Origin of the sequence: Streptomyces tardus (genome assembly GCF_018101125.2) — a bacterium.
GTDB classification, from domain to species: domain Bacteria; phylum Actinomycetota; class Actinomycetes; order Streptomycetales; family Streptomycetaceae; genus Streptomyces; species Streptomyces tardus.
This window is the reverse complement of record NZ_JAELVF020000001.1, coordinates 620,028-644,503: the sequence shown is the minus strand read 5'-3', so window position 1 is coordinate 644,503 and position 24,476 is coordinate 620,028. Positions and strand designations below refer to the sequence as shown.

The window sequence follows — 24,476 nt, the reverse complement described above, 5'->3', positions numbered from 1 at the left end:
GGTTAGGGGCTGGTCGGCCGCTGTGGGCCGGGAACGGGTCGACGCCCGTACCGCGGAGCCGAGTCGGCCTCCGGGTACGGGCGTCGGTCCACAACGGGCGGGGCGCGGTCCGCCCGTGTGCGGCGGCGCGTTCGGCGCGTACGGCCCCAGCCGTCGCAGGGCGTTACGCGCGGCGGGCGGCCATCCGGGCGCGGCGGGCCTCCAGCTTCTCGTCGAGCTTGCGGGCCTCGGAGTCCAGCCCGTCCATGTACATCCCCAACTCCTCCTGGGCGCGCAGACCTTCGGGGCCGAGCCCGTCGATCTCCATGACCTTCAGGAAGCGCAGCACCGGCTGGAGCACGTCGTCGTGGTGGATGCGCATGTTGTAGATCCCGCCGATCGCCATCCGGGCGGCGGCGCGTTCGAAGCCCGGCATGCCGTGGCCCGGCATCCGGAACTGCACGACCACGTCCCGTACGGACTGCATGGTCAGATCGGGGGCGAGCTCGAAGGCCGCGCGCAGCAGGTTGCGGTAGAAGACCATGTGCAGGTTCTCGTCCGTGGCGATGCGCGAGAGCATCCGGTCGCAGACCGGGTCGCCGGACTGGTGCCCGGTGTTGCGGTGCGAGATGCGGGTCGCCAGCTCCTGGAAGGCGACGTAGGCGACCGAGTGCAGCATCGAGTGGCGGTTGTCCGACTCGAAGCCCTCGGCCATGTGCACCATCCGGAAGCGTTCCAGCTCGTCCGGGTCGACGGCGCGCGAGGTCAGCAGGTAGTCGCGCATCACGATGCCGTGCCGTCCCTCCTCGGCGGTCCAGCGGTGGACCCAGGTGCCCCAGGCGCCGTCGCGGCCGAAGAGGCTGGCGATCTCGTGGTGGTAGCTGGGGAGGTTGTCCTCGGTCAGAAGGTTGACGATCAGCGCGACGCGCCCGATGTCGGTGACCTTGGACTGGGACTTGTCCCAGGCTTCGCCGTCGTCGTAGAAGCCGGGGAAGTTGCGGCCGTCGGACCAGGGCACGTACTCGTGCGGCATCCAGTCCTTGGCGACCGTGAGGTGCCGGTTGAGTTCCTTCTCCACGACCTCTTCGAGGGCGTACAGCAGCTTGGCGTCGGTCCACTCCTCTGAGCTGCCGAGATGGGGAGAAGCGAGGGTCACAAGAGGCTCCTGCGAAAGACGGCGTTCCAACCTACGGGTCCGTAGGTTACGAGACCGTAGGTTACGGCCCGCCGTGCGCTGAGCCAAGCCCGGAACTTGCCTGCTTTCGTCACCCGGGGTGATTCGGGCAGTTCGTGGCACTTGCGGGCAGGGAGAAATTCACCCTCGGCGAGGAACCGTCGGCACAGCGTTCCCCGGTGACCGGTGATGCGGCGCGGCGGGTCAAGTAGCCCTAGGGCGGGGAGGGTTGGTCGGCGCCGACGACGATGGTGGACCGCGGGAGGCCCGGAGCTGTTCGCCCCCGCACGGACCGGGCGGTGAGGCGTGCGCGCTCAGCCGTGGTCCCGTCGCGACGCTCCGGCAAAGACACTCGACCGGACGCCTGCCGTGCCCCTCGTTCGGCGGACAGTTGCCGCGCCCCCGCCGCGTCCCAACGGCTCCCCGCACCGCCTTACCCGTACACGAGTTATTGACCGTGCATCGACAAACAGACAGGGTGGGCTCTCGTCGTCGCCGGCAGTCGGCGGGGCGCCGGCGTACGCGTCCGGCGCACGCAGGGGCGCGGGCTCGGTGCGAGCCGGGCGGCGGGGGCTTGCGGGGCGCGTTGGGGAAGCGGCGCGGGCCAGTGCGTCCGTACCGGGCCCGCGCACGCTCACCGGCGCACACGTACGGGGTCAGCGGACCGCTGCCGTACGCGGCGCGGGTTGCGGACTCGGCGCCGAGGTCCCGTCCGATCTGCGCGCACTCCAGGGAGTGGGTCAGCCGGGTGCGCGGGCTGGCGTCCCAGGCGTGTGCGCTCGACCCGGGCGCCACGACCTGCGTCTTGCCGGCGAGGCGGCGCAGCGCAGCGGAGTGCAGTACCCGGGCCCGGTCGCGCTGGAAGGCGGTGCGCCCGCCGGTTACGGTCATGGCATGCACGGCACATACGACCCGTCCGACACCGAGCGCTGGGAGCCGGAACCCGACAAGCGCCCCGGGCGCACCGCCTTCCAGCGCGACCGGGCCCGGGTACTGCACTCCGCTGCGCTGCGCCGCCTCGCCGGCAAGACGCAGGTCGTGGCGCCCGGGTCGAGCGCACACGCCTGGGACGCCAGCCCGCGCACCCGGCTGACCCACTCCCTGGAGTGCGCGCAGATCGGACGGGACCTCGGCGCCGCGCTCGGCTGCGATCCCGAGCTGGTCGAGGCCGCCTGCCTCGCCCACGACCTGGGGCATCCGCCCTTCGGCCACAACGGCGAGACCGCGCTGGACGAGATCGCCGGGCCGTGCGGCGGGTTCGAGGGCAACGCCCAGTCGCTGCGGCTGCTCACCCGTATCGAGCCCAAGCACTTCACCGCCGAGGGGAGCCCCGCCGGGCTGAACCTCACCCGGGCCGCGCTGGACGCCGCGACCAAGTACCCCTGGCAGCAGGGCGGCCACCCCACCGACCCGCGGTCGCCGAAGTTCGGGGTGTACGCGGACGACGTGCCCGTCTTCCGGTGGTTGCGTATGGGCGCGCCGGCCCACCGCGGGTGCTTCGAGGCCCAGGTCATGGACTGGTCCGACGACGTCGCCTACTCCGTGCACGACGTCGAGGACGGACTGCACGCCGGGTACCTCGACCCCAACGTCCTCCTCGCCGGCCCCGAGCGCCGCGAGATCTTCGCCCTCGCCGCCGGCCGGTACGCCCCGGCCGACACCCAGGAGGACGAACTGGCCGAGGCGCTCGACCGGCTCCTGGACCAGGAGTGGTGGCCGCACGGCTACGACGGCACCGCGCCCGCGCAGGCCCGGCTCAAGGACGCCACCAGCCAGCTGATCGGCCGTTTCTGCCTCGGCGCCGAGTCCGCAACCCGCGCCGCGTACGGCAGCGGTCCGCTGACCCGCTACGACGCGGACCTGCTGGTCGACCGCGGCGTACGGCTGGAGTGCGCGGTGCTGAAGGCGGTCGCCGACCGTTTCGTCATGCAGCGCCCCGACCAGGAGCGCCTGCGGGCCGAACAGCGCGTCGTGCTGCAGGAGTTGGCGCACGCTCTGCTGCTGCGGGCGCCCGACGGCCTGGACCCGCAGTTCCGCGCCGAGTACGCGCGGGCCGGCGACGACGCGGCCCGGGTGCGGGCGGTCGTCGACCAGATCGCCTGTTTGACCGACGCGTCCGCCCGCACCCGGGCCGCGTCGTCGCCGGCCCGCGCGTACTCGGCGCGGAACTGCGGGTCCAGGCCGTCGGGCGCCCGCAGCAGCAGAGCGTGCGCCAACTCCTGCAGCACGACGCGCTGTTCGGCCCGCAGGCGCTCCTGGTCGGGGCGCTGCATGACGAAACGGTCGGCGACCGCCTTCAGCACCGCGCACTCCAGCCGTACGCCGCGGTCGACCAGCAGGTCCGCGTCGTAGCGGGTCAGCGGACCGCTGCCGTACGCGGCGTACGGCTGGAGTGCGCGGTGCTGAAGGCGGTCGCCGACCGTTTCGTCATGCAGCGCCCCGACCAGGAGCGCCTGCGGGCCGAACAGCGCGTCGTGCTGCAGGAGTTGGCGCACGCTCTGCTGCTGCGGGCGCCCGACGGCCTGGACCCGCAGTTCCGCGCCGAGTACGCGCGGGCCGGCGACGACGCGGCCCGGCGGCGCGTCGCCCCGCAACTCCCCGCCACGCACCGCACCTCCCGCGCCACGCGGTTATCGCCGTGCGCCCTTCCGGTGATCGCCGTGCGCCCTTCCGGTGATCGCCCGGATGCGGGACGCTCCAGGGAGGGCCACCGCACAACGTGCCGTACGCACGGGGCTCCGGCGTGCGGCAGAACGCGGGGCGCAACAGCAGCGAGGAGGCAGCACGTGGTGGACGCACATCGGACGTTCGTCATCATCGGCGGCGGACTGGCCGGGGCGAAGGCAGCCGAGACCCTGAGGGCGGAGGGCTTCACCGGTCGCGTCATCCTCGTCGGGGACGAACGCGACCACCCCTACGAGCGCCCCGCCCTGTCCAAGGGCTACCTCAGCGGCGAGGCGGAACGCGAGAGCCTGCTCGTCCAGGAACCCGCCTGGTACGCGCGCGAGCAGATCGAGCTGCACCTCGGCCAGCCCGCCGTCCGGATCGACCGCGAGGCCCACGAGGTGACCCTCGGCGACGGGACGGTCCTGCCGTACGACGCGCTGCTGCTGGCCACCGGCGCCGAGCCGCGACGGCTGGACGTGCCGGGCACCCAGCTCGCCGGGGTGCACCATCTGCGCCGCCTCTCGCACGCCGACCAGCTGCGCGGCGTACTCGCCCGACTCGGCCGGGAGAACGGCCAGTTGGTGATCGTCGGCGGCGGGTGGATCGGGCTGGAGGCCGCGGCGGCGGCGAGGACGTACGGCGCCGAGGTGACGGTGATCGAATCCGAGCCCGGCCCGCTGCACTCGGTGCTCGGGCCCGAGATGGGCGGACTCTTCACCGACCTGCACAGCGCCCATGGCGTCCGCTTCCACTTCGGCGCCCGGCTGACCGAGATCACCGGCCACGACGGGCAGGTGCTCGCGGTGCAGACCGACGACGGCGAGGAGCACCCGGCGCACGGCGTACTGGCCGCCATCGGCGCCGCACCGCGCACCTCGCTCGCCGCCTCGGCCGGACTGGAGCTGGACGAGCGCACCGGCGGCATCGCCGTCGACGAGTCGCTGCGCAGCGTCACCGACCCCGCCGTGTACGCCGCCGGCGACGCCGCCGCGGCGCACCACCCGCTGCTCGGCACCCGGCTGCGGGTCGAGCACTGGGCGAACGCGCTCAACGGCGGCCCGACCGCCGCCCGCGCCATGCTCGGCCGGGAGGTCCGCCACGACCGGCTGCCCTACTTCTTCTCCGACCAGTACGACCTGGGCCTGGAGTACAGCGGCTGGGCTCCGGCGGGCAGCTACGACCAGGTGGTGTGCCGGGGTGACGTGGGCAAGCCGGAGTTCATCGCCTTCTGGCTGCGCGAGGGCCGCGTACTGGCCGGGATGAACGTCAACGTCTGGGACCGGACCGAGGAGATCCAGCAGCTCGTGCGGTCCGCCGAGCCGGTGGACCCGGAGCGGCTGGCCGACCACTCCGTACCGCTGACCGCGTTGCTGTGAGCCGCTGACGCGCACGCCGCGCCGCACACTTCGGGCACAAGCCGCATACGGCGGTAATTTGCTGGTGGCCTACCGGCCCGAACGCCCTCCGAGACCCGAGGTGTGCAACCGATGGCGAAACGACAGACCGTGGCCGAGCAGTTCATCGGGACCCTGGTGCGCAGCGGGGTGCGGCGGATCTACGGCGTCGTCGGCGACAGCCTCAACCCCGTCGTCGACGCGATCCGCCGCACCGCCGGCATCGACTGGGTGCACGTACGGCACGAGGAGGCGGCGGCGTTCGCCGCCGGGGCGGAGGCGCAGCTCACCGGCGCGCTGGCCGCCTGCGCAGGCTCCTGCGGCCCCGGCAACCTGCACCTGATCAACGGCCTGTACGACGCCCACCGTTCGATGGCGCCCGTGCTCGCCCTGGCGTCCCAGATCCCGAGCAGCGAGATCGGCACCGCCTACTTCCAGGAGACCCACCCCGACCGGCTGTTCCGCGAGTGCAGCCACTACTGCGAGCTGGTCTCCAATCCGCAGCAGATGCCGCGCGTGCTGCAGACGGCGATCCAGCACGCGATCGGCCGCGGCGGGGTCAGCGTCGTCGCGCTGCCCGGCGATATCGCCGGGCAGCAGGCCCCCGAGGGCCCGGAGCCGCACGCGCTCGGCACCGCCCGCCCCTGCGTGCGTCCCGCCGACGCCGAGATCGACTCCCTCGTCGAGCTCGTCGAGGGCGCCCGCCGGGTCACGCTCTTCTGCGGCAGAGGCACCGCCGGAGCGCACCAGGAGGTCATGGACCTCGCGGCCCGGGTCAACGCCCCGGTGGGCCACGCGCTGCGCGGCAAGGAACACATCCAGTACGACAACCCGTACGACGTCGGCATGAGCGGCCTCCTCGGCTACGGCGCCGCCTACGAGGCCACCCACGAGTGCGATCTGCTCCTCCTCCTGGGCACCGACTTCCCGTACAACGCCTTCCTGCCCGACGACGTCAGGATCGCCCAGGTCGACGTGCGTCCCGAACACCTCGGCCGCCGCTGCGCCCTCGACCTCGCGGTGTGGGGCGACGTCGGGGAGACGCTGCGCTGCCTGACGCCCCGGCTCACGCAGAAGCAGGACCGCTCCTTCCTCGACCGGATGCTGCGCAAGCACGCGGACGCGCTGGAGGGCGTGGTGAACGCGTACACCCGCAAGGTCGAGAAGCACACCCCGATCCACCCCGAGTACGTCGCCTCGGTGCTGGACGAGGAGGCGGACGAGGACGCGGTGTTCACCGTCGACACCGGCATGTGCAACGTCTGGGCCGCCCGCTACCTCACTCCCAACGGACGGCGGCGGGTCATCGGCTCCTTCACCCACGGCTCGATGGCCAACGCCGTGCCGCAGGCGATCGGCGCCCAGTACCTCGACCGCGGACGCCAGGTCGTCTCGATGTCCGGCGACGGCGGCTTCAGCATGCTGATGGGCGAGTTCCTCACCCTGGTGCAGCAGGACCTGCCGGTGAAGGTCGTCCTCTTCAACAACTCCAGCCTCGGGATGGTGGAGTTGGAGATGCTTGTCGCGGGCCTCCCCCCGCACGGCACCGCCAACCGGAACCCCGACTTCGCCGCGCTGGCACGGGCCGCGGGGGCCTGGGGCCGGCGGGTGGAGAAGCCCAAGGAGGTCAGGGGCGCACTGAAGGCGGCGTTCGCGCATCGCGGCCCGGCCCTGGTGGACGTCGTCACCGACCCCGACGCGCTGTCGATCCCGCCGAAGATCAAGGCCGAGATGGTGTCCGGCTTCGCCCTGTCCGCCGGCCGGATGGTGCTGGACGGCGGCGTCGGACGGATGGTCCGGATGGCCCGCTCCAACCTCCGCAACATCCCCCGCCCCTGACCCGCTGCCGTACGCGCGTACGTGCCGTGTGCGCAGCCGTACGCGTACGTGCCGTGTGCGCCCGCCGTACACCGCCGTACGCAGTCGTACGGCGCCGTATGCAGTCGTACGCAGCCGTACGGCGCCGTATGCGCGTGCGCAGTCGTACGCGCGCACACCTGCCGTGCGACGGAATCGGCCGCGAGCGCGGAGGAGCCCGCCACCGTGGCTTCGGTGGCGGGCTCTCGGGTGTACGGGCTCAGGTGTTGCTGGTGCCCCAGTCGTCCGCTTCGGACGAGGAGTTCCGGCGGCCGGTCGCGTCGCGCACCCTGTCCACGACCGAGGGCGGCAGCCGGTCGCCGACCCGGTCGGTGACGGCGTTCGCCGCCTTGCCGGCGGCCTCGCGCCCGTTGTGGGCGGCGGACTCCACGGTGTTGCGCACGGCCGGGTTCTCGGCGAATCGCTGCGCGCTGCGACGCAGCTGCTCGTACCGCTCCCGCCCGGCTCGGGTTCCGATCACGTAGCCGACTGCCAGGCCGGTGACGAACATCCAACGGTGCCGCATGAGACAGCCCTTCCCTCGGGTCCTCGACAGTGCACACAGGCCGGCTGCGCCGCGGTGCCCGATACCGATTTCAGAGCACCCCCTGCCATGCGCTAATGTATTGCCCGCAGCAAGGGAACGCCCCCGGACACCGTCCGAGCGAGCCCGAGCAGTGCAGTCCCCTGTAGCTCAATCGGCAGAGCAGCCGGCTGTTAACCGGCAGGTTACTGGTTCGAATCCAGTCGGGGGAGCGTGATCGAAGAAGGGCCCCGGGTTCGGGGCCCTTCTTCGTGTGTGGCTGGTTCCCGTGGAGAGGGCGCGCGCCGCGTGGAGTGCGCCCTCGGCGCACCACCATTCGTGGATCTTTCTCCCGACACCCCGGGAACCGTTTTGACCAAGATCGATGTCATGGAGGAGAGCAGCGGCCCCGTGCGGGCGGGAGATCGTATGAGCGGCTATGCTGCGGCAGACGGCGTGGGGGAGTGTTTCCCGACGCGCCGGACCGGGGTGGTAGCTCAGCCGGTTAGAGCAGCGGACTCATAATCCGTCGGCCGTGGGTTCGAGTCCCACCCACCCCACCGAGCGTCCCCAGGCAGAGTCATTCTGATCTGGGGAGACGCGTCTGGGGGGGGCGTGCGGGCCCCGCAACGGTGCAGCGAGTGCGGCGTTCTGTTTTCCCGTCAGCTTCCGGGCATTCGTGACCTGGGGTTGACTGCTTCTCGGCGGGATGGGCGGTTCGCGGTCCCGCGGCTGTCGCGCGCGAAACTCCGACCCGCCCCCACATCCTCGGGATCGTCGCTGTGCAAGTGGTTCGCGATTTCGAGGCACTGGGGCCCGATGTCCCCGTTACCCACCGGGAGCAGGGCGTTCCGTCGCCGCGTGGAGCGCGGCGACGGAGGCAAGCACCGAAACAGCCGCCAGCGCTGCGAACAACTGCGGGTACCCGCCCAGCGGTATCGCCAGTGCGGCCCCGGCGAAGGGGGCGAGGGCGGCGGCAGTGGTGGTCGGTGCCGCGAGGAGGCCGGACAGGCGGCCGTAGTGGGTGGTGCTCCATCGGTCAGTGATCGCGGTGGCCTGGAGCAGCGTGAGATTGCCGCGGACCATCCCGGCGACCACCGAGAGAGCGATCAGAAGGGCGTACGGGCCCGGTGCGAGTGCGAGGGCCCCGGTGGTGAGGCCGCCGAGCGCGATCAGGGTGGTCGTGCGCGCGGTGACTTCGGTACGGCGGGTGATGGCCGCGTACAGGGTGCGTCCCAGAGTCTGCCCTGCGCCGCCCAGACCGAGTGCCCATGCTGCCTCGCTCGTGGAGCAGCCGCGTTCCAGCAGGAGGGGAAACTGGGCGACGACCGCGGCCGAGACGGTGAACGCAGACAGGGTGAGCGCCACCGCGAGCATGTGGAAGGGACGACTGCGGGCCGCTGTCTTCGCGCTCTGGCCGGCGTCGGCCGTCGAGGGCAATGGTCCTGAAGGCCAGGGGGCTCTCAGTGCCAGTGCGTGGGCGGGGATCGTGACAGTGGCGAGGACGGTGGCGAGCACCGTGTAGGTCATGCGCCATGACAGGTGGTCGACCAGCGCTGCGGTGAGAGGTGCGAAGAAGGTGGACGCGAGTCCGCCCGCGAGCGTCACAATGGTCAGCGCGCGCACGTGGTCGGGGGCCCACCAGCGGGTGATGGCTGCGAAGGCGGGCTGGTAGAAGGTGGCCGCCATGGCGAAGCCCGCCAGCACCCAACCGGCGAAGAACAGCGGCAGGTTCGGGGCGGCGGCGACGATGAGGATGCTCAGCACGCCGAGGACGGAGCCGGCCGTCATGACGGTACGGGGGCCGCGGTGATCGATGATCCGGCCCACGCGGATTCCGGCGAACGCGGAGACGAGCAGGGCAAGGGAGAAGGCGGCCGTGGTCGCCCCGGCCGACCAGCCGGTGTTCTCGGTGATCTGGGGGTTGAGAACGGGGAAGGCGTAGAAGACGATGCCCCAGCTGGTGATCTGTGTGGCGCGCAGTGCTGGGAGCACTGCGCGGGGCCGCGACCGGTCCCCTGTTCCGGTCGCGGCCCCGCGGGTGTGGGGCTCGGTCACGCGCAGCAGCCACCGGCCGGCGTGGGCTCCTCGGCAGCTGCGGTTCCAGCGGGCGCGGCAGCACCGATCTGGACCACGGAGGGCTCAGGGGCGCAGCAACCTCCGCCGTCCGCCTCTTCCGTAGCAGGGGCGTCGAAGAGCCCGGCGCCGCCGCAGACTCCGGTCTCGGGGAGGGTGAGCTCGACACGGTCGGCGGCTTCGAGGTCTCCGGCGAGAGCGGCGGCAACGGAGCGGACCTGCTCGTAGCCGGTCATGGCGAGGAAGGTGGGGGCGCGGCCGTAGGACTTCATGCCCACCAGGTAGATCCCGCTCTCCGGATGGGAGAGCTCGCGGTGACCGTGCGGGTAGACCGTGCCGCAGGAGTGCTGGTTCGGGTCGATGAGCGGGGCCAGCTCCGCCGGTGCCTGGAGGCGTTCGTCCAGGCCGAGGCGGAGCTCGGACAGGAAGGACAGGTCGGGGCGCATGCCGGTCAGGACGATGACTTCGTCCACCGGGTCGAGGCGGCGCCCGTCCTCGGCCACCAGCGTCAGGCGCTCGTCGTCACCGCGTTCGATGACTTCCGTGCGGAATCCGGTGACGGCATCGGCGTGTCCGGCGTCGACGGCTGCCTTCGCCGCCAGGCCCAGGGCGCCGCGGGCGGGGAGCTGGTCGGCGCTTCCGCCACCGAAGGTGGAGTTGCTGATTCCACGGCGCAGGATCCACACGGAGTGGGTGCCGGGCTCGTCCTTCGCTACGTCGGCGAGCGAGGCGAGCGCGGTGAAGGCGGAGGCTCCTGAGCCGATGACGGCGGTGCGCTTCCCGGCGTACCGGGTGCGGACGGCGGGGTCCTTGAGGTCGGGGATGCGGTACGAGATGCGCGCCGAGGCGGCGTGCTCACCAAGGGCGGGAAGTCCGTCGGCGCCGATGGGGCTGGGGGTGGGCCAGGTGCCGGAGGCGTCGATCACGGCCCGGGCCAGGATGCGCTCCTCGGTTCCGTCCGCGGACTTCAGGCGGACGGTGAAGGGCTGCTGCTCACGGTCCGCGTCGACGATGCGGTCGCGGCCGAGGCGGGAGACGCCGGTGACGGTGGTGCCGTAGCGGACCTTGTCGCCGAGGACTTCGGCGAGCGGCTGGAGGTACTTGTCCGCCCAGTCCGCGCCGGAGGGATAGGTGCCGCCGTCGGGCGCGGTCCAGCCGGTGGGGGACAGGAGTTTCTCGGCGGCCGGGTCCACGAGCTCGGACCACGTCGAGAACAGCCGTACGTGCCCCCACTCGCGTACCGCGCTGCCCGCTGCGGGGCCGGACTCCAGGACCAGGAATTCCATGCCTCGTCCGGCAAGATGAGCGGCGGCGGCAAGGCCGGCGGGGCCCGCTCCGATCACCACGGTGGGCAGGGCGGCGGTGGGCGCGTTCACGGTGACTCCCCAGTTGTTTCGATGCCTGTCGATGACTTGTGCGGCCAGCATGGCACCTGTATTGATGGCCGTCAACTTAGACATTCATCGAACCTGAAGAGGGTGTGAGTGAGCGGTGGAGCAATTCGATGCTGTGGTGATCGGTGGTGGTCAGTCCGGCCTTGGCCGCCGCCGTGGCCGCAGTAGTACGACGGCCTCACGCTGATCTCCCCTGCCCGGTTCAGCGCCCTGTCCAGTCTGCCGTTCGGCGGGGATGGGGAACGCTACCCCCATCGGGACGAGGTGGTCGACTACCTGAGCCGCTGCCTGGACCGCCTGGGGGCGAGGTCCGCACGCGCACCCGCGGGCCCGGAGTTTCAGCGGTCCTTCGCCTCCGGCCCCTGCGGGCGTGAGTCGCGACGCCGAGTACGTCATTGCGCCCTTGGTTGCCCGTATGCGCAGGGCGCCGACCGTCGCCGGTCTCTGGGTGATCGGCCCGCCGGATGCGGACGGGGCGGGGGCGCCTTGCCGCTGCCCACCACGCCGGACCATCCGCAGGCGCTCAGGTGGCTACTCCCACCCTCGCTGATTCGATGTGTGTGAACATAGGTGTATGTCGGATACCAGGTCGCTGCCCGTGCTGGAGTCGGCCGTCGTGCCGTGCTGCCCGCCGCTGACCGAACGGCCCTTGAGCGCGGAGGAGGCCGAGCGAACGGCGAAGATGTTCAAGGCGCTCGGTGACCCTGTCCGGCTGCGCCTGTTCTCCGCGGTCGCCTCGCATGAGGGCGGGGAGGCGTGCGTCTGCGACATCTCCGACGTGGGCGTCTCTCAGCCGACTGTCTCCCACCATCTGAAGAAGCTGCGGGAAGCGGGCCTGCTCACCTCCGAGCGGCGCGGGACGTGGGTCTACTACCGCGTGGAGCCCTCCGTCCTCGCGGCCATGGGCCAGCTGCTGTCCGCCGCCTGACGCCCCGAGAAGTCGTCACCCTCGCGCATGCGGGCTTCCTGGAACAGGCCGAGCTGTACGCCTCCCGACCCGCCCGGTATGACCGTATTCGGCACCAGTCCGGCCAACTGCCCTGCGCGGGCCGCGAGATCGTGGCCGAAGCGGTGCTGCGTGTCGGTGCCGTTTCGCTGCGAGCCGCGAAGGTGCGCGAACGCCTCGGGGACCACGCGCCTCAGCTCAGTGCTTGCTGCCGTGCACAGACGGGTGCGGGACGCGGTCTGGTCCGGCCAGCCTCTCCTTCGCCCGATGGCGGACGACGACGGCACCCCGTTCCGCAGTGTGCACCGCGGCACGGTGTCCCTGGGTGATGTCCTTCGCCGAGGCAGTCACGCCGGAGCTGCCGGAGCTGCCGGAGCTGCCCGAGCGCGAGGCCCTGGAACAGCTCGCGCCTTTCAGTGTCCCGACGCGACGGGGGGACGGTGCGGGCCCTCGACCTGCCCTGAGCCCGACCGGGGGCGTCAGCGCAGCAGGGCGGCGATCTCGCGGACGGCGTCCCGTGCGGGGCGGCCGACACCGATCAGCGTGGCCGAGGCGGGCCCCGTCCAATCGCCGTAGCCGAGGAGATGCAGGCGCGGTTCGGCCACCGCCCGGGTGCCGTGGGTGGGGATGTGGCCGCGTTCGCCGCGCAGGCCCAGCGGGGCGAGGTGAGCGAGGGCGGGGCGAAAGCCGGTGCACCAGATGAGGGCTGCGGCTTCCGCTCTGCTTCCGTCCGCCCACTCCGCCCCGTTCTCGGTGAGGCGGGCGAACATCGGCTGGGCCTTGAGGAGGTCGGCATCCCGAGCGGCGCGGATCGGTGCGACGGCGACGATGTCGCCCAGTGAGGCGACACCCCCTGCGTCCGTGTCCCCGGTGTCCAGCGCTCTGCGGCGGGCGGTGGCGGCGTCGAAGAGGGCGCGGCCGTCGATGTCGTCGGCCAGGAAACGCGCAGGGCGTTGGGTGACCCAGGTCAGTTCGGTGTGCGGTGCGAGGTCGGCGGCGATCTGGGCTCCGGAGTTGCCTCCTCCGACCACGATGACCCGCCGTCCCGCGAACTCGTCAGAGTTGCGGTACTGCACGGTGTGGAGCTGGCGGCCGGTGAAGGCCGCGCGGCCGGGGACGGCGGGGAGAAAGGGCCGCCACCAGGTTCCGGTCGCCGAGACGACCGCGCGAGCGGACCAGACACCCGCGTCCGTCTCCACTCCCAGCCGCTCGCCGTCACGGCGTACGGCCTCCACCCGGACCGGTCGCTGGACCGGCAGGGCGTAGCGCTCCTCGTACGCGGTCAGGTACTGGACGACGTGATGCGCGTCCGGGTACTCCGCCCCGTCCTGGGCGGGCATCAGCCGGCCCGGCAGGGAGGAGTACGCGGCGGGGGAGAACAGGCGGAGTGAGTCCCATGCGTGCCGCCACGCGCCGCCCGGGATGGGCTGGGCATCGAGGATGACGAAGTCGAGGTTCTGACGGCGCAGGTGGTAGCCGGTGGCGAGGCCCGCTTGGCCGCCACCGATCACCACCACATCCACATCCATCGCGCGTGTCACCAGGTCACGTCCGGAGCAACGTCGGGCGTGTCGGCTCCCGCCCCACCTCCGGCACAGCTTCCGCCGTCGGGCGGACGGTGAGGCGGGCCGTCGGACGGACGTCGGGATGCGGGCGGGAGCCGAGGTGGCGCATCAGCGCTGCGTGGTGCTGGTGGTGATCGCGGACGGGGCGAACTTCTTGCGCCAGGCCAGGGCCACGTAGACGAGGGCGATCAGGACGGGGACCTCGATGAGCGGGCCGACGACGCCGGAGAGGGCCTGGCCGGAGGTGACACCGAAGGTGGCGATGGCCACGGCGATGGCGAGCTCGAAGTTGTTCCCGGCGGCGGTGAAGGCCAGCGTTGTGGTGCGGTCGTAGGCCAGGCCGATGGCCTTGCCGATCAGGAAGCTGCCGAAGAACATGATCGCGAAGTACACCAGGAGCGGAAGCGCGATCCGGACCACGTCCAGCGGCTGCGAAGTGATCGTCTTTCCCTGGAGGGCGAAGAGGATGACGATCGTGAAGAGCAGACCGTAGAGGGCCCAGGGGCCGATCTTCGGCAGGAACGACGTCTCGTAGGACTCGCGGCCCATCTTCTTCTCGCCCAGGCGGCGGGTGAGGAAGCCGGCGAGCAGCGGGACGCCGAGGAAGATGACGACGTTGAGGGCGATCTTCCACATGGAGATGTCGAGCGTCTCGCCCTCGCCGAGGCCGAGCCAGCCGGGGAGCAGGTCGAGGTAGAGCCATCCGAGCAGGCCGAAGGCGATGACCTGGAAGACGGAGTTGAGGGCGACGAGGACGGCTGCGGCTTCGCGGTCTCCGCAGGCGAGGTCGTTCCAGATGATGACCATGGCGATGCAGCGGGCGAGGCCGACGATGATCAGGCCGGTGCGGTACTCGGGAAGGTCCGGCAGGAAGGTCCAGGCCAGGGCGAACATGACGGCCGGGCCGATGATCCAGTTGATGACCAGCGAGGAGACCATCAGCTTGCGGTCGCCGGTGACTGCGTCGAGCTTGTCGTAGCGGACCTTGGCGAGCACCGGATACATCATGATGAGCAGGCCGACGGCGATGGGCAGCGAGATTCCGCCGACCTCCACCTTCGCCAGTGCGTCGTTCAGGCCCGGGATCAGCCGTCCGAGGCCGAGGCCGAGGGCCATGGCCAGCAGGATCCAGACGGCGAGGAAGCGGTCCAGGGTGGACAGCTTCCGGACGACGGAGGATTCTTCGGCCGTCGTCGCGGGTGCTTGTGTGGGGGTCACGGACAGGCCCTCTTGTTCTCGGCAGCGTTGCGGGCGGACTCAGCCAGGTCGGCGAACTGATCGGCGAGCTGGGCGATGACCTCCGGGCGGAGCCTGTAGTACGTGAAGCGCCCGCACGGTTCGGTCTCCACGACCCCGGCCTCGCGCAGGACCTTCAGGTGGTTGGAGAGGTTGGTCTGCTTCGCACCGGTCTCCTCCACCAGGTGGCTGGTGCACAGCGTCTCGCGGGCGAGCAAGGTCACGATCCGGAGCCGGAGCGGATCGCCCAGCACTCGGATCAATTCAGTGTCGACTGACGTCATCATGGGCTGATACTCTCACATCAGTGGCTACTGATGCCACCGGGTGCTGATGTCATGTGTGCCTGATTCATCGTGCGACGAGAGAGACCCCTGATGTTCGAGAAGCCCTCTGTTCTGTTCGTCTGTGTCCACAACGCCGGCCGTTCCCAGATGGCTGCCGCGTGGCTGACCCACCTGGCCGGTGATCGCGTCGAGGTCCGCTCCGCAGGTTCGAACCCTGGCGACGCGGTGAACCCGGCCGCGGTCGAGGCGATGGCAGAGGTCGGTATCGACATCTCCGCAGAGACCCCGAAGATCCTCACGGTCGACGCGGTCAAGGAGTCGGACGTCTGCATCACCATGGGCTGCGGCGACACCTGCCCCGTCTTCCCCGGCAAGCGCTACCTCGACTGGAAGCTGGAAGACCCGGCCGGCCAGGGTGTGGCAGCGGTGCGCCCGATCCGCGACGAGATCAAGGTCATGGTCGAGGGCCTGATCGCGGAGATCGCGCCGGAGGCGTCCAAGTGAGTGCCGACACGGACGTCCGGAACGTCATCGTCATCGGCTCCGGCCCCGCCGGGTACACCGCCGCGCTCTACACGGCGCGCGCCGACCTCAAGCCCCTGGTCTTCGAAGGCTCGGTGACCGCGGGCGGCGCGCTCATGAACACCACGGAGGTCGAGAACTTCCCCGGCTTCCCCGAGGGCATCGTCGGCCCGGACCTCATGGACAACATGCGGGCCCAGGCGACAAGGTTCGGCGCCGAGATGGTCCCGGACGACGTCATCGCCGCCGACCTGACTGGCGACATCAAGACGGTCACGGACAGCAGCGGAGCGGTCCACCGGGCCCGCGCCGTGATCATGGCCACCGGATCGCAACACCGCAGGCTGAACCTGGAGCGCGAGGGCGAATTGTCCGGGCGCGGGGTCTCCTACTGCGCGACCTGCGACGGCTTCTTCTTCCGCGACCGCGACATCGTGGTCGTCGGCGGCGGCGACACCGCGATGGAGGAGGCCACCTTCCTCACTCGGTTCGCCCGCTCCGTCACGGTCGTCCACCGCAGGAGCGCGCTGCGGGCCTCCCAGGTCATGCAGAGCCGCGCGTTCGCCGACGACAAGATCTCCTTCGCCTTCGACAGCGAGATAGCAGAGCTCCAGGAGGAAGGCGGCGCACTGTCCGGTCTCGTCCTGCGCGACACGTTCAGCGGACGGACGCGCGACCTGGAGGCCACGGGCCTGTTCGTCGCGATCGGCCACGACCCCCGCAACGAGCTCTTCGCCGGTCAGCTGGACCTGGACGACGAGGGGTATCTGAAGGTCGAGTCCCCCTCGACCCGCACGAACATTCCCGGCGTCTTCGGCGCGGGAGACGTGGTCGACCACACCTACCGCCAGGCGATCACCGCCGCGGGTTCGGGATGCGCCGCAGCCCTGGACGCCGAGCGCCACCTCGCGGCTCTCACCGACACCGTGGCGGACGCGGAGCCCGATATGACGCCGGCGGTCGTCTGAGCGTCCCGACAGGAACGTGCTGTCCGTCCACGGATCTCGGAGTGGCCCTTTCGAACAGCGAGGTGCGGCGAGGCCCAGCGGTGCAGCAGCGTGGAGCATTCAGCAGGTGATGGTCGGCGGCCGACCGCAGTTCTCGCCACTCGCACGGCCGCGCGGTCGCCCCTCCTGAGGTCCCGTCAAGGGGGCGGGACATTCGCGGAACGCAGGTCACGGATCCGAGAGCGAATCAGCGTCGGCGTGAGGACGCGGCCGGTTGGTGAGCTTCCTCGCGCCAGGGCCCGTTCAGGAGAGTCGCGCAGCACAGGGCTCCAGCCACGGGGCCCATCGGCGCTCTTGTATCGTCTTCCGATACCGGAGTTGGTCAAGTACGTGTCGTCGAGGAACGTGCCCATGAGCAAGCCATCGACCGCCGACCGCGCCCCGCAGCAGTTGCGGCGGACACTCGGAGTGCCCGACGCCGTCATGATCGGTCTGGGGTCGATGATCGGCGCCGGTATCTTCGCCGCGCTCGCCCCCGCAGCGCGCGCCGCCGGCTCCGGGCTGTTGATCGGGCTGGCATTGGCGGCCGTGGTCGCCTACTGCAATGCCACCTCGTCGGCGCGGCTCGCGGCCCGGTACCCGGCGTCGGGCGGCACCTACGTCTACGGGCGCGAGCGGCTCGGTGACTTCTGGGGCTACCTGGCGGGGTGGGGGTTCATCGTTGGCAAGACGGCTTCCTGCGCGGCGATGGCGCTGACGGTCGGCTCGTACGTGTGGCCCGGCCAGGCACACGCCGTTGCGGTCTTCGCCGTGGTGGCGCTGACCGCAGTGAACTACGCCGGAGTGCAGCGGTCCGCGCTGCTGGCCCGGGTCGTGGTGGCCGTGGTCCTGGCGATCCTCGCCGCCGTGGTGGTTGCCGCCCTCACCTCGGATGCCACGGACGCGGCCCGGCTCGACATCGGTTCCGACGCCACCGCCGGCGGGGTGCTACAGGCAGCGGGGCTGCTGTTCTTCGCCTTCGCCGGGTACGCGCGCATCGCCACCCTGGGGGAGGAGGTCCGCGATCCGGCTCGGACGATCCCGCTGGCCATCCCGATCGCCCTCGGCGTCACCCTCGTCGTCTACGCCCTCGTCGCGGTCTCGGTCCTGACAGTGCTGGGCCCGGACGGCCTGGCCGAGGCGGCGATGCCACTGTCGGACGCCGCGCGGGCCGCAGGCGCCGACTGGCTCGCCCCCGTGGTCCGCACAGGTGCAGCCCTCGCCGCACTCGGCTCCCTGCTCGCCCTGATCCTCGGGGTCTCCCGCACCACCCTGGCCATGGCCCGCGACCGGCACCTGCCGCATGCTCTGGCCGCCGTCCACCCCAGGTTCCGGGTCCCGCACCGCGCTGAGCTCCTTGTCGGCGCCGTCGTGGCCGTGGCCGCCGCGACCGGGGACCTGCGAGGGGCGATCGGGTTCTCCTCCTTCGGCGTCCTCGTCTACTACGCCGTCGCCAACGCCTCCGCCTGGACCCTCACCCGCGACGAGGGCCGTCCGAACCGGCTCGTGCCCGGCGCCGGGCTGGTCGGCTGCCTCGTTCTGGCGTTCGCCCTGCCCCTGTCTTCGGTCCTCGCCGGTGCCGCGGTGATCGCGCTGGGCTCCGCCGTCCACGCCGCGCGCCGGATCCTCGCCGCGCGGGGCTGACCTTCCGGGCCGACTGTGCTGCGGTCCGCCTCCGCCCGGCAGTTGCGCGGTACGGAGAAGTGCACGAACGCCAGGGCAAGGCCCGCTCTCACGCCGCATCCGGGTCGAGCACGGCATGTCGCCCACCTCAAGAACCGGCGGGCACCGGCCCGTCACCTCGGCCGACGAGAGCACATGGTCGACACCGTCCAAGCCCTCGTCGGTCTCCTGTCCCAGCAACAGAACGCAGGCGGGACCGCGGCTTGGCAGACCTGGGTGCTGCGGCTCCACCGACCCCGGCGACGTCCCACCGCTGTCTTCGGTCGAGACGGATCGTGCCGGACCGGAGCGGGAGAGCCGTCCGGCTGACTCGGCGGTGTGCGCGGTCAGCGGTCGGCGACTGAAGAGTGGCCATCGGAGCAATGTGTGCGTTAACAAAGAGCCCGCACGTATCTAGCGTAATGCTTGTCACATATGGGTTAATCCGTTGTTGAGCGCTAACCAAGCTGGTTTGCCCAGGTGTTCGCGCCGTACGCGGGACCCTGCGCGCGGCGGACGCCCGGAGCAGTCGGGGCGCCACCGACGACCCCGCCCCACGGCGGCCGGGAGTCGGGCCCGTGACGGCGCAGCCCCTTCGAAAGGAGTTGACCCGCATGCGTACCCGGATGCGCACCCTCCCACTCACCGCGGCGGCGGTCGCCGCGGTGCTGGTCGGGACGCTCACCGCGTGTGGCCAGGAGGCCAGGGGCGGGAGCCGCTACAAGCCCGACGCGGGGAAGGGGTCGACGGTCGGTCTGGCGATGCCCACGAAGTCCTCGCAGCGGTGGATCACCGACGGCCGGAACATGGCCGAGCAGTTCGAGGAGGCCGGCTACAAGACGGACCTGCAGTACGGCGACAACAAGGTGGAGAACCAGGTCGCCCAGATCGAGAACATGATCACCAAGGGCCACCAGCTGCTGGTGATCGCCGCGATCGACGGCTCCGCGCTCAACGACGTGCTGGACCGCGCGCACGACGCCGGCACCAGGGTCATCGCCTACGACCGCCTGATCATGGGCACCCCGAACATCGACGGCTACGTCTCCTTCGACAACGAACGGGTGGGCGCCCTGCAGGCCCAGTACGTCGTCGACGCCCTCGAACTGGAGAACGGCGCCGGCAGGAAGGGCAACCTGGAGCTGTTCGCCGGTTCGCCCGACGACAACAACACGCGCTACTTCTGGTCCGGCGCGATGGACGTGCTGGAGCCCTGGTTCAAGAAGAAGCAACTGACCGTGCGCAGCGGCCAGACGAAGATGAACCAGGCCACCACGCTGCGTTGGGACGGCGGCGCCGCCCAGAAGCGGATGGACGACATCCTCAGCCGGCACTACGGCAGCAGCGAGATCGACGCGGTGCTCTCCCCGTACGACGGCATGTCCATCGGTGTCATCTCGGCGCTCAAGGGCGCGGGTTACGGCACGAAGTCCCGGCCGTACCCGGTGGTGACCGGTCAGGACGCTGAGCTGGCCTCGGTCAAGTCGATCGTCGCCGGCGGCCAGACGCAGACGGTCTTCAAGGACACCCGCAAGCTCGCCGAACAGGCCGTCCAGGTCGGCGACGCGCTGCTGAACGACAAGAAGCCGAAGTACAACAACACCAAGGACTACGACAACGGCGAGAAGGTCGTGCCGGCGATCCTGCTCGACCCGGTCAGCGTCGACAAGTCCAATGTGGAGCTCCTCGTCGAGGAGGGGTTTTACAAGAAGGGTCAGATCTCGTGAGCCGGCCCGTACTCGAAATGCGCAAGATCACCAAGTCCTTCCCCGGCGTCAAGGCGCTGGCCGGGGTGGACCTGGAGGTCGGCGCCGGGGAGATCCACGCGCTGTGCGGCGAGAACGGCGCGGGCAAGTCGACGCTGATGAAGGTGTTGAGCGGGGTCCATCCGCACGGCTCCTACGAGGGCGAGATCCTGCTCGACGGCGAGCCGGTGGCCTTCCGCGACATCAACGCCAGCGAGCGGCGCGGCGTCGTCATCATCCACCAGGAGCTCGCGCTCATCCCGCATCTCTCGCTCGCGGAGAACATCTTCCTCGGCAACGAGCAGGCGCGGCGCGGAGTCATCGACTGGCGGGCGACGCTGCGCGACGCCACCCGGCTGCTGCGCCGCGTCGGACTGCCCGACCTGCCCCAGACCCGGGTCTCCGACATCGGGGTGGGCAAGCAGCAACTCGTGGAGATCGCCAAGGCGTTGTCGAAGGAGGTCAAGCTGCTGATCCTCGACGAGCCGACCGCCGCGCTCAACGACGAGGACAGCGAGCACCTGCTCCGGCTCATCCTGGAGCTGCGCGCCCAGGGCATCGCCTGCATCGTCATCTCGCACAAGCTGAACGAGATCCGTCGCATCGCCGACCGGGTGACCATCCTGCGCGACGGGCGGAGCGTCGAGACGCTCCCGGTGCGCGAGACACCCGACGCGGAGCCGCAGATCGCCGAGGACCGCATCATCCGCGGCATGGTGGGCCGCGATCTGGAGCACCGCTTCCCCGAGCGCACCCCCTACACCGGCGCGGACGCCGGCGAGGTCGCGCTGGAGGTGTCCGGGTGGACCGTGCGCCACCCGCTCGACCACCAGCGCAAGGTCGTCGACGACGTCTCCCTGGAGGTCCGCAGGGGCGAGATCGTGGGAGTCGCCGGGCTGATGGGCGCCGGCCGCACCGAGCTGGCGATGAGCGTCTTCGGCCGCAGCTACGGCGTGTACGACGGCGGCAGCGTGGCGGTCAACGGCCGCGAGGTGCGCACCCGTTCGGTGCCGGAGGCGATCGGCCACGGCATCGCGTACGTCACCGAGGACCGCAAGACCTACGGCCTCAACCTCATCGACAGCGTCAACCGCAACATCTCCCTCACCTCTCTCCCCTCCCTCGCAGCCCGGGGCGTGGTGGACGAGCACCGCGAGCGGCAGATCGCCGAGGGGTACCGGAAGTCGATGAACATCAAGACGCCCGACGTCTTCGAGCAGGTGCAGCGTCTGAGCGGGGGCAACCAGCAGAAGGTCGTGCTGAGCAAGTGGATCCACACCGGGCCCGAGGTGCTCATCCTCGACGAGCCCACCCGGGGGATCGACGTCGGCGCCAAGTTCGAGATCTACAGCGTGATCGAGCAACTGGCCGCCGAGGGCAAGGCCGTGCTCTTCATCTCCTCCGAACTGCCCGAACTGCTGGGCATGTGCGACCGGATCTACACCATGGCCGCCGGGCGGCTCACCGGTGAGATCGACCGCGCCGAGGCGACGCAGGAAGTGCTCATGCGGCACATGACCATGGACAGGAACTGAGAGACCCCCATGACCAACGAGACCCGCACGCCTCCCACAAGCCCGGGGCGGTCCCGGTCCGTCGTCGACGTCCTCAGGGACGCCGTGCGCGACAACATGCGCCAGTACGGCATGCTCGTCGCCCTCGGACTGATCGTCGTCCTCTTTCAGATATGGACCGGCGGCACCCTGCTGCTGCCCAACAACGTCTCCAACCTGATCCAGCAGAACAGCTACATCCTCATCCTGGCGATGGGCATGATGATCGTCATCATCGCCGGCCACATCGACCTCTCGGTCGGCTCGGTCGCCGCCTTCGTGGGCGCGCTGTCGGCGGTGATGATGGTCAAACACGACATGCCCTGGGTGGCGGCGCTGGTGGTGTCACTGGTGATCGGGGCGCTGGCGGGAGCCTGGCACGGCTTCTGGATCGCCTACGTCGGCATCCCGTCCTTCATCGTGACGCTCGCCGGCATGCTGCTCTTCAGGGGAGCGACCCAGATCGTGCTGGAGGGTGAGTCCGTCGGGCCGTTCCCGCACGGGTTCCAGCAGATGGCGCAGGGCTTCATCCCCGAGATGGGGCCGTACACCCAGTACCACAACCCGACGCTGCTGCTCGGCGCACTGGTGATCGTCGTCGTACTGGTCCAGCAGTGGCGGGACCGGCGCAGCCAACTGGCGTACGAGCTGGAGCCGTTGCCGTTCAACATCTGGGTGGTCAAGTGCGTGGCGATCGTGGCCGCGGTCGTCGCGGTGACGCTGACGCTGGCCAGCTACCGCGGTGTGCCCGTGGTGCTGCTGATCCTCTGCGCACTGCTCATCGGCCTCGGCTTCGTCATGCGCAACACCGTGACGGGCCGCCATGTGTACGCGCTCGGCGGCAACAAGGCGGCGGCCAAGCTCTCCGGGGTCAAGGACAAGCGCGTCACCTTCCTGGTCTTCGTCAACATGGGCACGCTCGCGGCGCTCGCCGGCTGCGTCTACGCGGCGCGGCTGGACGCAGCCACCCCGCAGGCGGGCCTGATGTTCGAACTGGAGGCGATCGCGGCGGCGTTCATCGGCGGCGCCTCGATGAGCGGTGGCGTCGGCAAGGTGATGGGCGCGGTGATCGGCGGGCTCGTCCTCGGCGTCCTCAACAACGGCATGTCGCTGGTGGGCATCGGCACCGACTACCAGCAGGTGATCAAGGGACTCGTCCTGCTCGCCGCCGTCGGCTTCGACGTCTGGAACAAACGCAGGGCCGGTTCCTGAGCCTGCCCGGCAGCAGCGTCCCCGGCCACCGGTGCGCAGTCCAACAGCCGCTCCGCGCAGCGGAGTCGGGGACGCGGACCCGGTCGGGCCCGGGCGCGCGGCCGGCGGGACCGGTGTCGCGGGGCTGCCGGGCACGGGCGGACCGCGGTGCCGTCGCGGCCCGCCCTCGCCCGTCGGGCGCCCGCGAACGGAGCGGCGCCGGCGGGGCGAGAAGCAGCGGCGTCGCCCGCGCCCGGGCGGCGGGGTGGCCGCGGTGATGCGGAACGGCGGTGCGCCGGCTGCGTACTCTGGTCGGCGTTCGGGCCGACGCTCGGGCCGCGGGTCCGCTCGGGACCGGCGGCGGTCGGTGGGCAAGACAGGGGGAATTCGGTGGAGAACACCTCATCGGCGGTGCGCGCGGCACGTGAGCCCGCGATGACCGACGTCGCACGACTGGCGGGCGTCTCGCACCAGACCGTCTCCCGGGTCCTCAACGGGCACCCGAACGTGCGGGAGCAGACCCGGCTGCGGGTGCGCGCGGCCATCGAGGAGCTGGGCTACCGTCCCAACCGGGCCGCGCGCGCACTGGTCACGGGCCGCTCCCAGATCATCGGCGTGGTCGCGCAGAACTCCACCCTGTACGGGCCCTCCTCGCTGCTCGCCGCCTTCGAACTGGCCGCTTCCGCCGCCGGGTTCGTGGTGAGCGTACGGCGCGTACGGCATCTGGACCGGGCGTCGATCACGGCGGCGGTCGAGCACCACCGCGACCAGCGGGTCGCCGGCATCGTGGTGATCGCGCCCACGGCCGCCGCCGACGAGGCGCTGGCCGAGGTGCCTGCCGACATCCCGCTGGTCGCCGTGGACGGCGACCCCGAGCGGGGCGGCGCGCTGGTGACCGTGGACCAGGAGGCGGGTGCCGCCGCCGCGACCCGGCATCTGCTGGACGCCGGCCACGAGACCGTGTGGCACGTCTCGGGCCCGGCCGACTGGTTCGACGCGGCGGGCCGGGTGCACGGCTGGCGGCACGCGTTGGAGACCGCGGGCGCCGAGGTGCCGCCGGTCAGCGCGGCGGACTGGAGCGCCGCCTCCGGGTACCGGGCGGGACAGATGCTGGCGAGGATGCCCGAGGTGACCGCCGTGTTCGCGGCCAACGACCATCTGGCGCTGGGCATTCTGCGGGCGATGACCGAACGGGGCCGCCGAGTGCCGGACGAGGTGAGCATCGTCGGCTTCGACGACGTGCCGGAGGCCGCCTACTTCACGCCGCCGCTTACCACCGTGCGGCCGGACTTCGACGCGGCGGCGACGGACACCCTGGAGCTGCTGCTTCCTCGGATCAACGGCACCGGCTCGGGCAGCGAACACCGCGTACTCACCCCGGAGTTGGTCGCACGCTCCAGCGTGGCCGCTCCGCCGGGCTGACTGCTCACGACGGCCCCGCGGGGCCGGCTCTGCACACGGGGCCCGTCCGGGGAGCCCTCGGGAGCGCCGGTGCGATCCCTCGCTGAAGCGTCCCGCAGGAGCCCTCGCGGAGTCCCGGGCCGGCCCCGTGCCGCCTCTGTGGCCACTCCGCGGCGAGTGCCCGCGGTCTTCCTGCGTGCCTCCTGCGATCCGGGGTGACGGCACTGCTGTGTGCGCTCACACTTGCGGAACTCGCTGCGTGGGTCATGTTTTCGTCGAATGCTTTGCGACTTCTTGACGTCGTTGTTGTTAGCGATA

At 71.0% G+C, this 24,476-nt stretch carries 17 protein-coding genes, 2 tRNA genes and 4 pseudogenes; 14 read left to right on the top strand and 9 right to left on the bottom strand.

Features of this window, described 5'->3' with window-relative positions; translation table 11 throughout:
- Positions 1 to 163 precede the first annotated feature (163 nt).
- Both JGS22_RS02735 and JGS22_RS25860 read right to left on the bottom strand, forming a co-directional pair.
- Complete coding sequence (locus JGS22_RS02735; RefSeq protein WP_211041271.1) at positions 164 to 1,135, bottom strand: acyl-ACP desaturase; 972 nt, start codon at positions 1,133 to 1,135, stop codon at positions 164 to 166.
- Between the two features lie 714 nt (positions 1,136 to 1,849).
- Positions 1,850 to 2,044: pseudogene (locus tag JGS22_RS25860) on the bottom strand (deoxyguanosinetriphosphate triphosphohydrolase); the annotation flags it as partial.
- A gap of 3 nt (positions 2,045 to 2,047) precedes the next feature.
- Here JGS22_RS25860 and JGS22_RS02730 point away from each other — a divergent pair.
- A pseudogene (locus JGS22_RS02730) lies at positions 2,048 to 3,280 on the top strand (deoxyguanosinetriphosphate triphosphohydrolase); the annotation flags it as partial.
- A gap of 53 nt (positions 3,281 to 3,333) precedes the next feature.
- Here the strand turns inward: JGS22_RS02730 and JGS22_RS25855 are convergent.
- Positions 3,334 to 3,426 (bottom strand): annotated as a pseudogene (locus JGS22_RS25855) (hypothetical protein); the annotation flags it as partial.
- A 102-nt stretch (positions 3,427 to 3,528) separates the two neighbouring features.
- On the opposite strand from JGS22_RS25855, the pseudogene JGS22_RS27270 reads away from it, so the two are divergent.
- The 3 genes and pseudogenes from JGS22_RS27270 to JGS22_RS02715 form a co-directional block, all read left to right on the top strand.
- Positions 3,529 to 3,738: pseudogene (locus JGS22_RS27270) on the top strand (deoxyguanosinetriphosphate triphosphohydrolase); the annotation flags it as partial.
- Positions 3,739 to 3,939: 201 nt separating this feature from the next.
- Positions 3,940 to 5,196 carry an NAD(P)/FAD-dependent oxidoreductase gene (locus tag JGS22_RS02720; protein WP_211039447.1) on the top strand — a complete coding sequence of 419 codons (1,257 nt, stop codon included), beginning with the start codon at positions 3,940 to 3,942 and terminating at the stop codon, positions 5,194 to 5,196.
- Positions 5,197 to 5,307: 111 nt separating this feature from the next.
- Positions 5,308 to 7,053 (top strand): pyruvate dehydrogenase, encoded by a 1,746-nt coding sequence (locus JGS22_RS02715; protein ID WP_211039446.1) that lies wholly within the window; start codon positions 5,308 to 5,310, stop codon positions 7,051 to 7,053.
- Between the two features lie 238 nt (positions 7,054 to 7,291).
- On the opposite strand, the gene JGS22_RS02710 is transcribed toward JGS22_RS02715, so the two are convergent.
- Positions 7,292 to 7,597: a YtxH domain-containing protein gene (locus tag JGS22_RS02710; RefSeq protein WP_211039445.1), complete on the bottom strand. Its 306-nt coding sequence runs from the start codon at positions 7,595 to 7,597 to the stop codon at positions 7,292 to 7,294.
- Between the two features lie 157 nt (positions 7,598 to 7,754).
- Between JGS22_RS02710 and JGS22_RS02705 the strand changes: the two genes are divergently transcribed.
- Together JGS22_RS02705 and JGS22_RS02700 are read left to right on the top strand one after the other, a co-directional pair.
- Positions 7,755 to 7,827, top strand: a tRNA-Asn gene (locus tag JGS22_RS02705).
- A gap of 253 nt (positions 7,828 to 8,080) precedes the next feature.
- A tRNA-Ile gene (locus JGS22_RS02700) sits at positions 8,081 to 8,154 on the top strand.
- A 268-nt stretch (positions 8,155 to 8,422) separates the two neighbouring features.
- Here JGS22_RS02700 and JGS22_RS02695 read toward each other — a convergent pair.
- Positions 8,423 to 9,652 (bottom strand): MFS transporter, encoded by a 1,230-nt coding sequence (locus JGS22_RS02695; RefSeq protein ID WP_211039444.1) that lies wholly within the window; start codon positions 9,650 to 9,652, stop codon positions 8,423 to 8,425.
- Positions 9,649 to 11,046 carry an NAD(P)-binding domain-containing protein gene (locus tag JGS22_RS02690; protein WP_211039451.1) on the bottom strand — a complete coding sequence of 466 codons (1,398 nt, stop codon included), beginning with the start codon at positions 11,044 to 11,046 and terminating at the stop codon, positions 9,649 to 9,651. Before JGS22_RS02690 ends, JGS22_RS02695 begins: the two co-directional genes overlap by 4 nt.
- A gap of 592 nt (positions 11,047 to 11,638) precedes the next feature.
- On the opposite strand from JGS22_RS02690, the gene JGS22_RS02685 reads away from it, so the two are divergent.
- Positions 11,639 to 11,992 (top strand): ArsR/SmtB family transcription factor, encoded by a 354-nt coding sequence (locus JGS22_RS02685; RefSeq protein WP_211039443.1) that lies wholly within the window; start codon positions 11,639 to 11,641, stop codon positions 11,990 to 11,992.
- Positions 11,993 to 12,489: 497 nt separating this feature from the next.
- On the opposite strand, the gene JGS22_RS02680 is transcribed toward JGS22_RS02685, so the two are convergent.
- The 3 genes from JGS22_RS02680 to JGS22_RS02670 form a co-directional block, all read right to left on the bottom strand.
- On the bottom strand, positions 12,490 to 13,539 hold the full coding sequence (locus JGS22_RS02680; RefSeq protein WP_211039450.1) for an ArsO family NAD(P)H-dependent flavin-containing monooxygenase: 1,050 nt from the start codon (positions 13,537 to 13,539) through the stop codon (positions 12,490 to 12,492).
- A gap of 144 nt (positions 13,540 to 13,683) precedes the next feature.
- On the bottom strand, positions 13,684 to 14,793 hold the full coding sequence (gene arsB, locus JGS22_RS02675) for an ACR3 family arsenite efflux transporter (RefSeq protein ID WP_211039442.1): 1,110 nt from the start codon (positions 14,791 to 14,793) through the stop codon (positions 13,684 to 13,686).
- Positions 14,790 to 15,098 (bottom strand): ArsR/SmtB family transcription factor, encoded by a 309-nt coding sequence (locus JGS22_RS02670; protein ID WP_211039441.1) that lies wholly within the window; start codon positions 15,096 to 15,098, stop codon positions 14,790 to 14,792. Before JGS22_RS02670 ends, arsB begins: the two co-directional genes overlap by 4 nt.
- Before the next feature lie 90 nt (positions 15,099 to 15,188).
- Between JGS22_RS02670 and JGS22_RS02665 the strand changes: the two genes are divergently transcribed.
- The 7 genes from JGS22_RS02665 (at position 15,189) to JGS22_RS02635 (ending at position 24,179) form a co-directional block, all read left to right on the top strand.
- Positions 15,189 to 15,602: an arsenate reductase ArsC gene (locus tag JGS22_RS02665; protein WP_211039440.1), complete on the top strand. Its 414-nt coding sequence runs from the start codon at positions 15,189 to 15,191 to the stop codon at positions 15,600 to 15,602.
- Positions 15,599 to 16,588, top strand: coding sequence for a thioredoxin-disulfide reductase (gene trxB / locus JGS22_RS02660; protein ID WP_211039439.1), 990 nt, complete (start codon positions 15,599 to 15,601; stop codon positions 16,586 to 16,588). Before JGS22_RS02665 ends, trxB begins: the two co-directional genes overlap by 4 nt.
- A 390-nt stretch (positions 16,589 to 16,978) precedes the next feature.
- Entirely contained in the window at positions 16,979 to 18,250 is a 1,272-nt protein-coding gene (locus JGS22_RS02655) for an APC family permease (RefSeq protein ID WP_211039438.1), read from the top strand.
- A gap of 632 nt (positions 18,251 to 18,882) precedes the next feature.
- Positions 18,883 to 19,995 carry a multiple monosaccharide ABC transporter substrate-binding protein gene (gene chvE, locus JGS22_RS02650; protein WP_236072999.1) on the top strand — a complete coding sequence of 371 codons (1,113 nt, stop codon included), beginning with the start codon at positions 18,883 to 18,885 and terminating at the stop codon, positions 19,993 to 19,995.
- 17 nt (positions 19,996 to 20,012) lie between these two features.
- Complete coding sequence (mmsA, locus tag JGS22_RS02645; RefSeq protein WP_236073343.1) at positions 20,013 to 21,548, top strand: multiple monosaccharide ABC transporter ATP-binding protein; 1,536 nt, start codon at positions 20,013 to 20,015, stop codon at positions 21,546 to 21,548.
- A gap of 9 nt (positions 21,549 to 21,557) precedes the next feature.
- Positions 21,558 to 22,778, top strand: coding sequence for a multiple monosaccharide ABC transporter permease (gene mmsB, locus JGS22_RS02640; RefSeq protein ID WP_211039436.1), 1,221 nt, complete (start codon positions 21,558 to 21,560; stop codon positions 22,776 to 22,778).
- A 414-nt stretch (positions 22,779 to 23,192) separates the two neighbouring features.
- Positions 23,193 to 24,179, top strand: coding sequence for a LacI family DNA-binding transcriptional regulator (locus tag JGS22_RS02635; protein WP_211039435.1), 987 nt, complete (start codon positions 23,193 to 23,195; stop codon positions 24,177 to 24,179).
- The last annotated feature ends 297 nt before the right edge of the window (positions 24,180 to 24,476 follow it).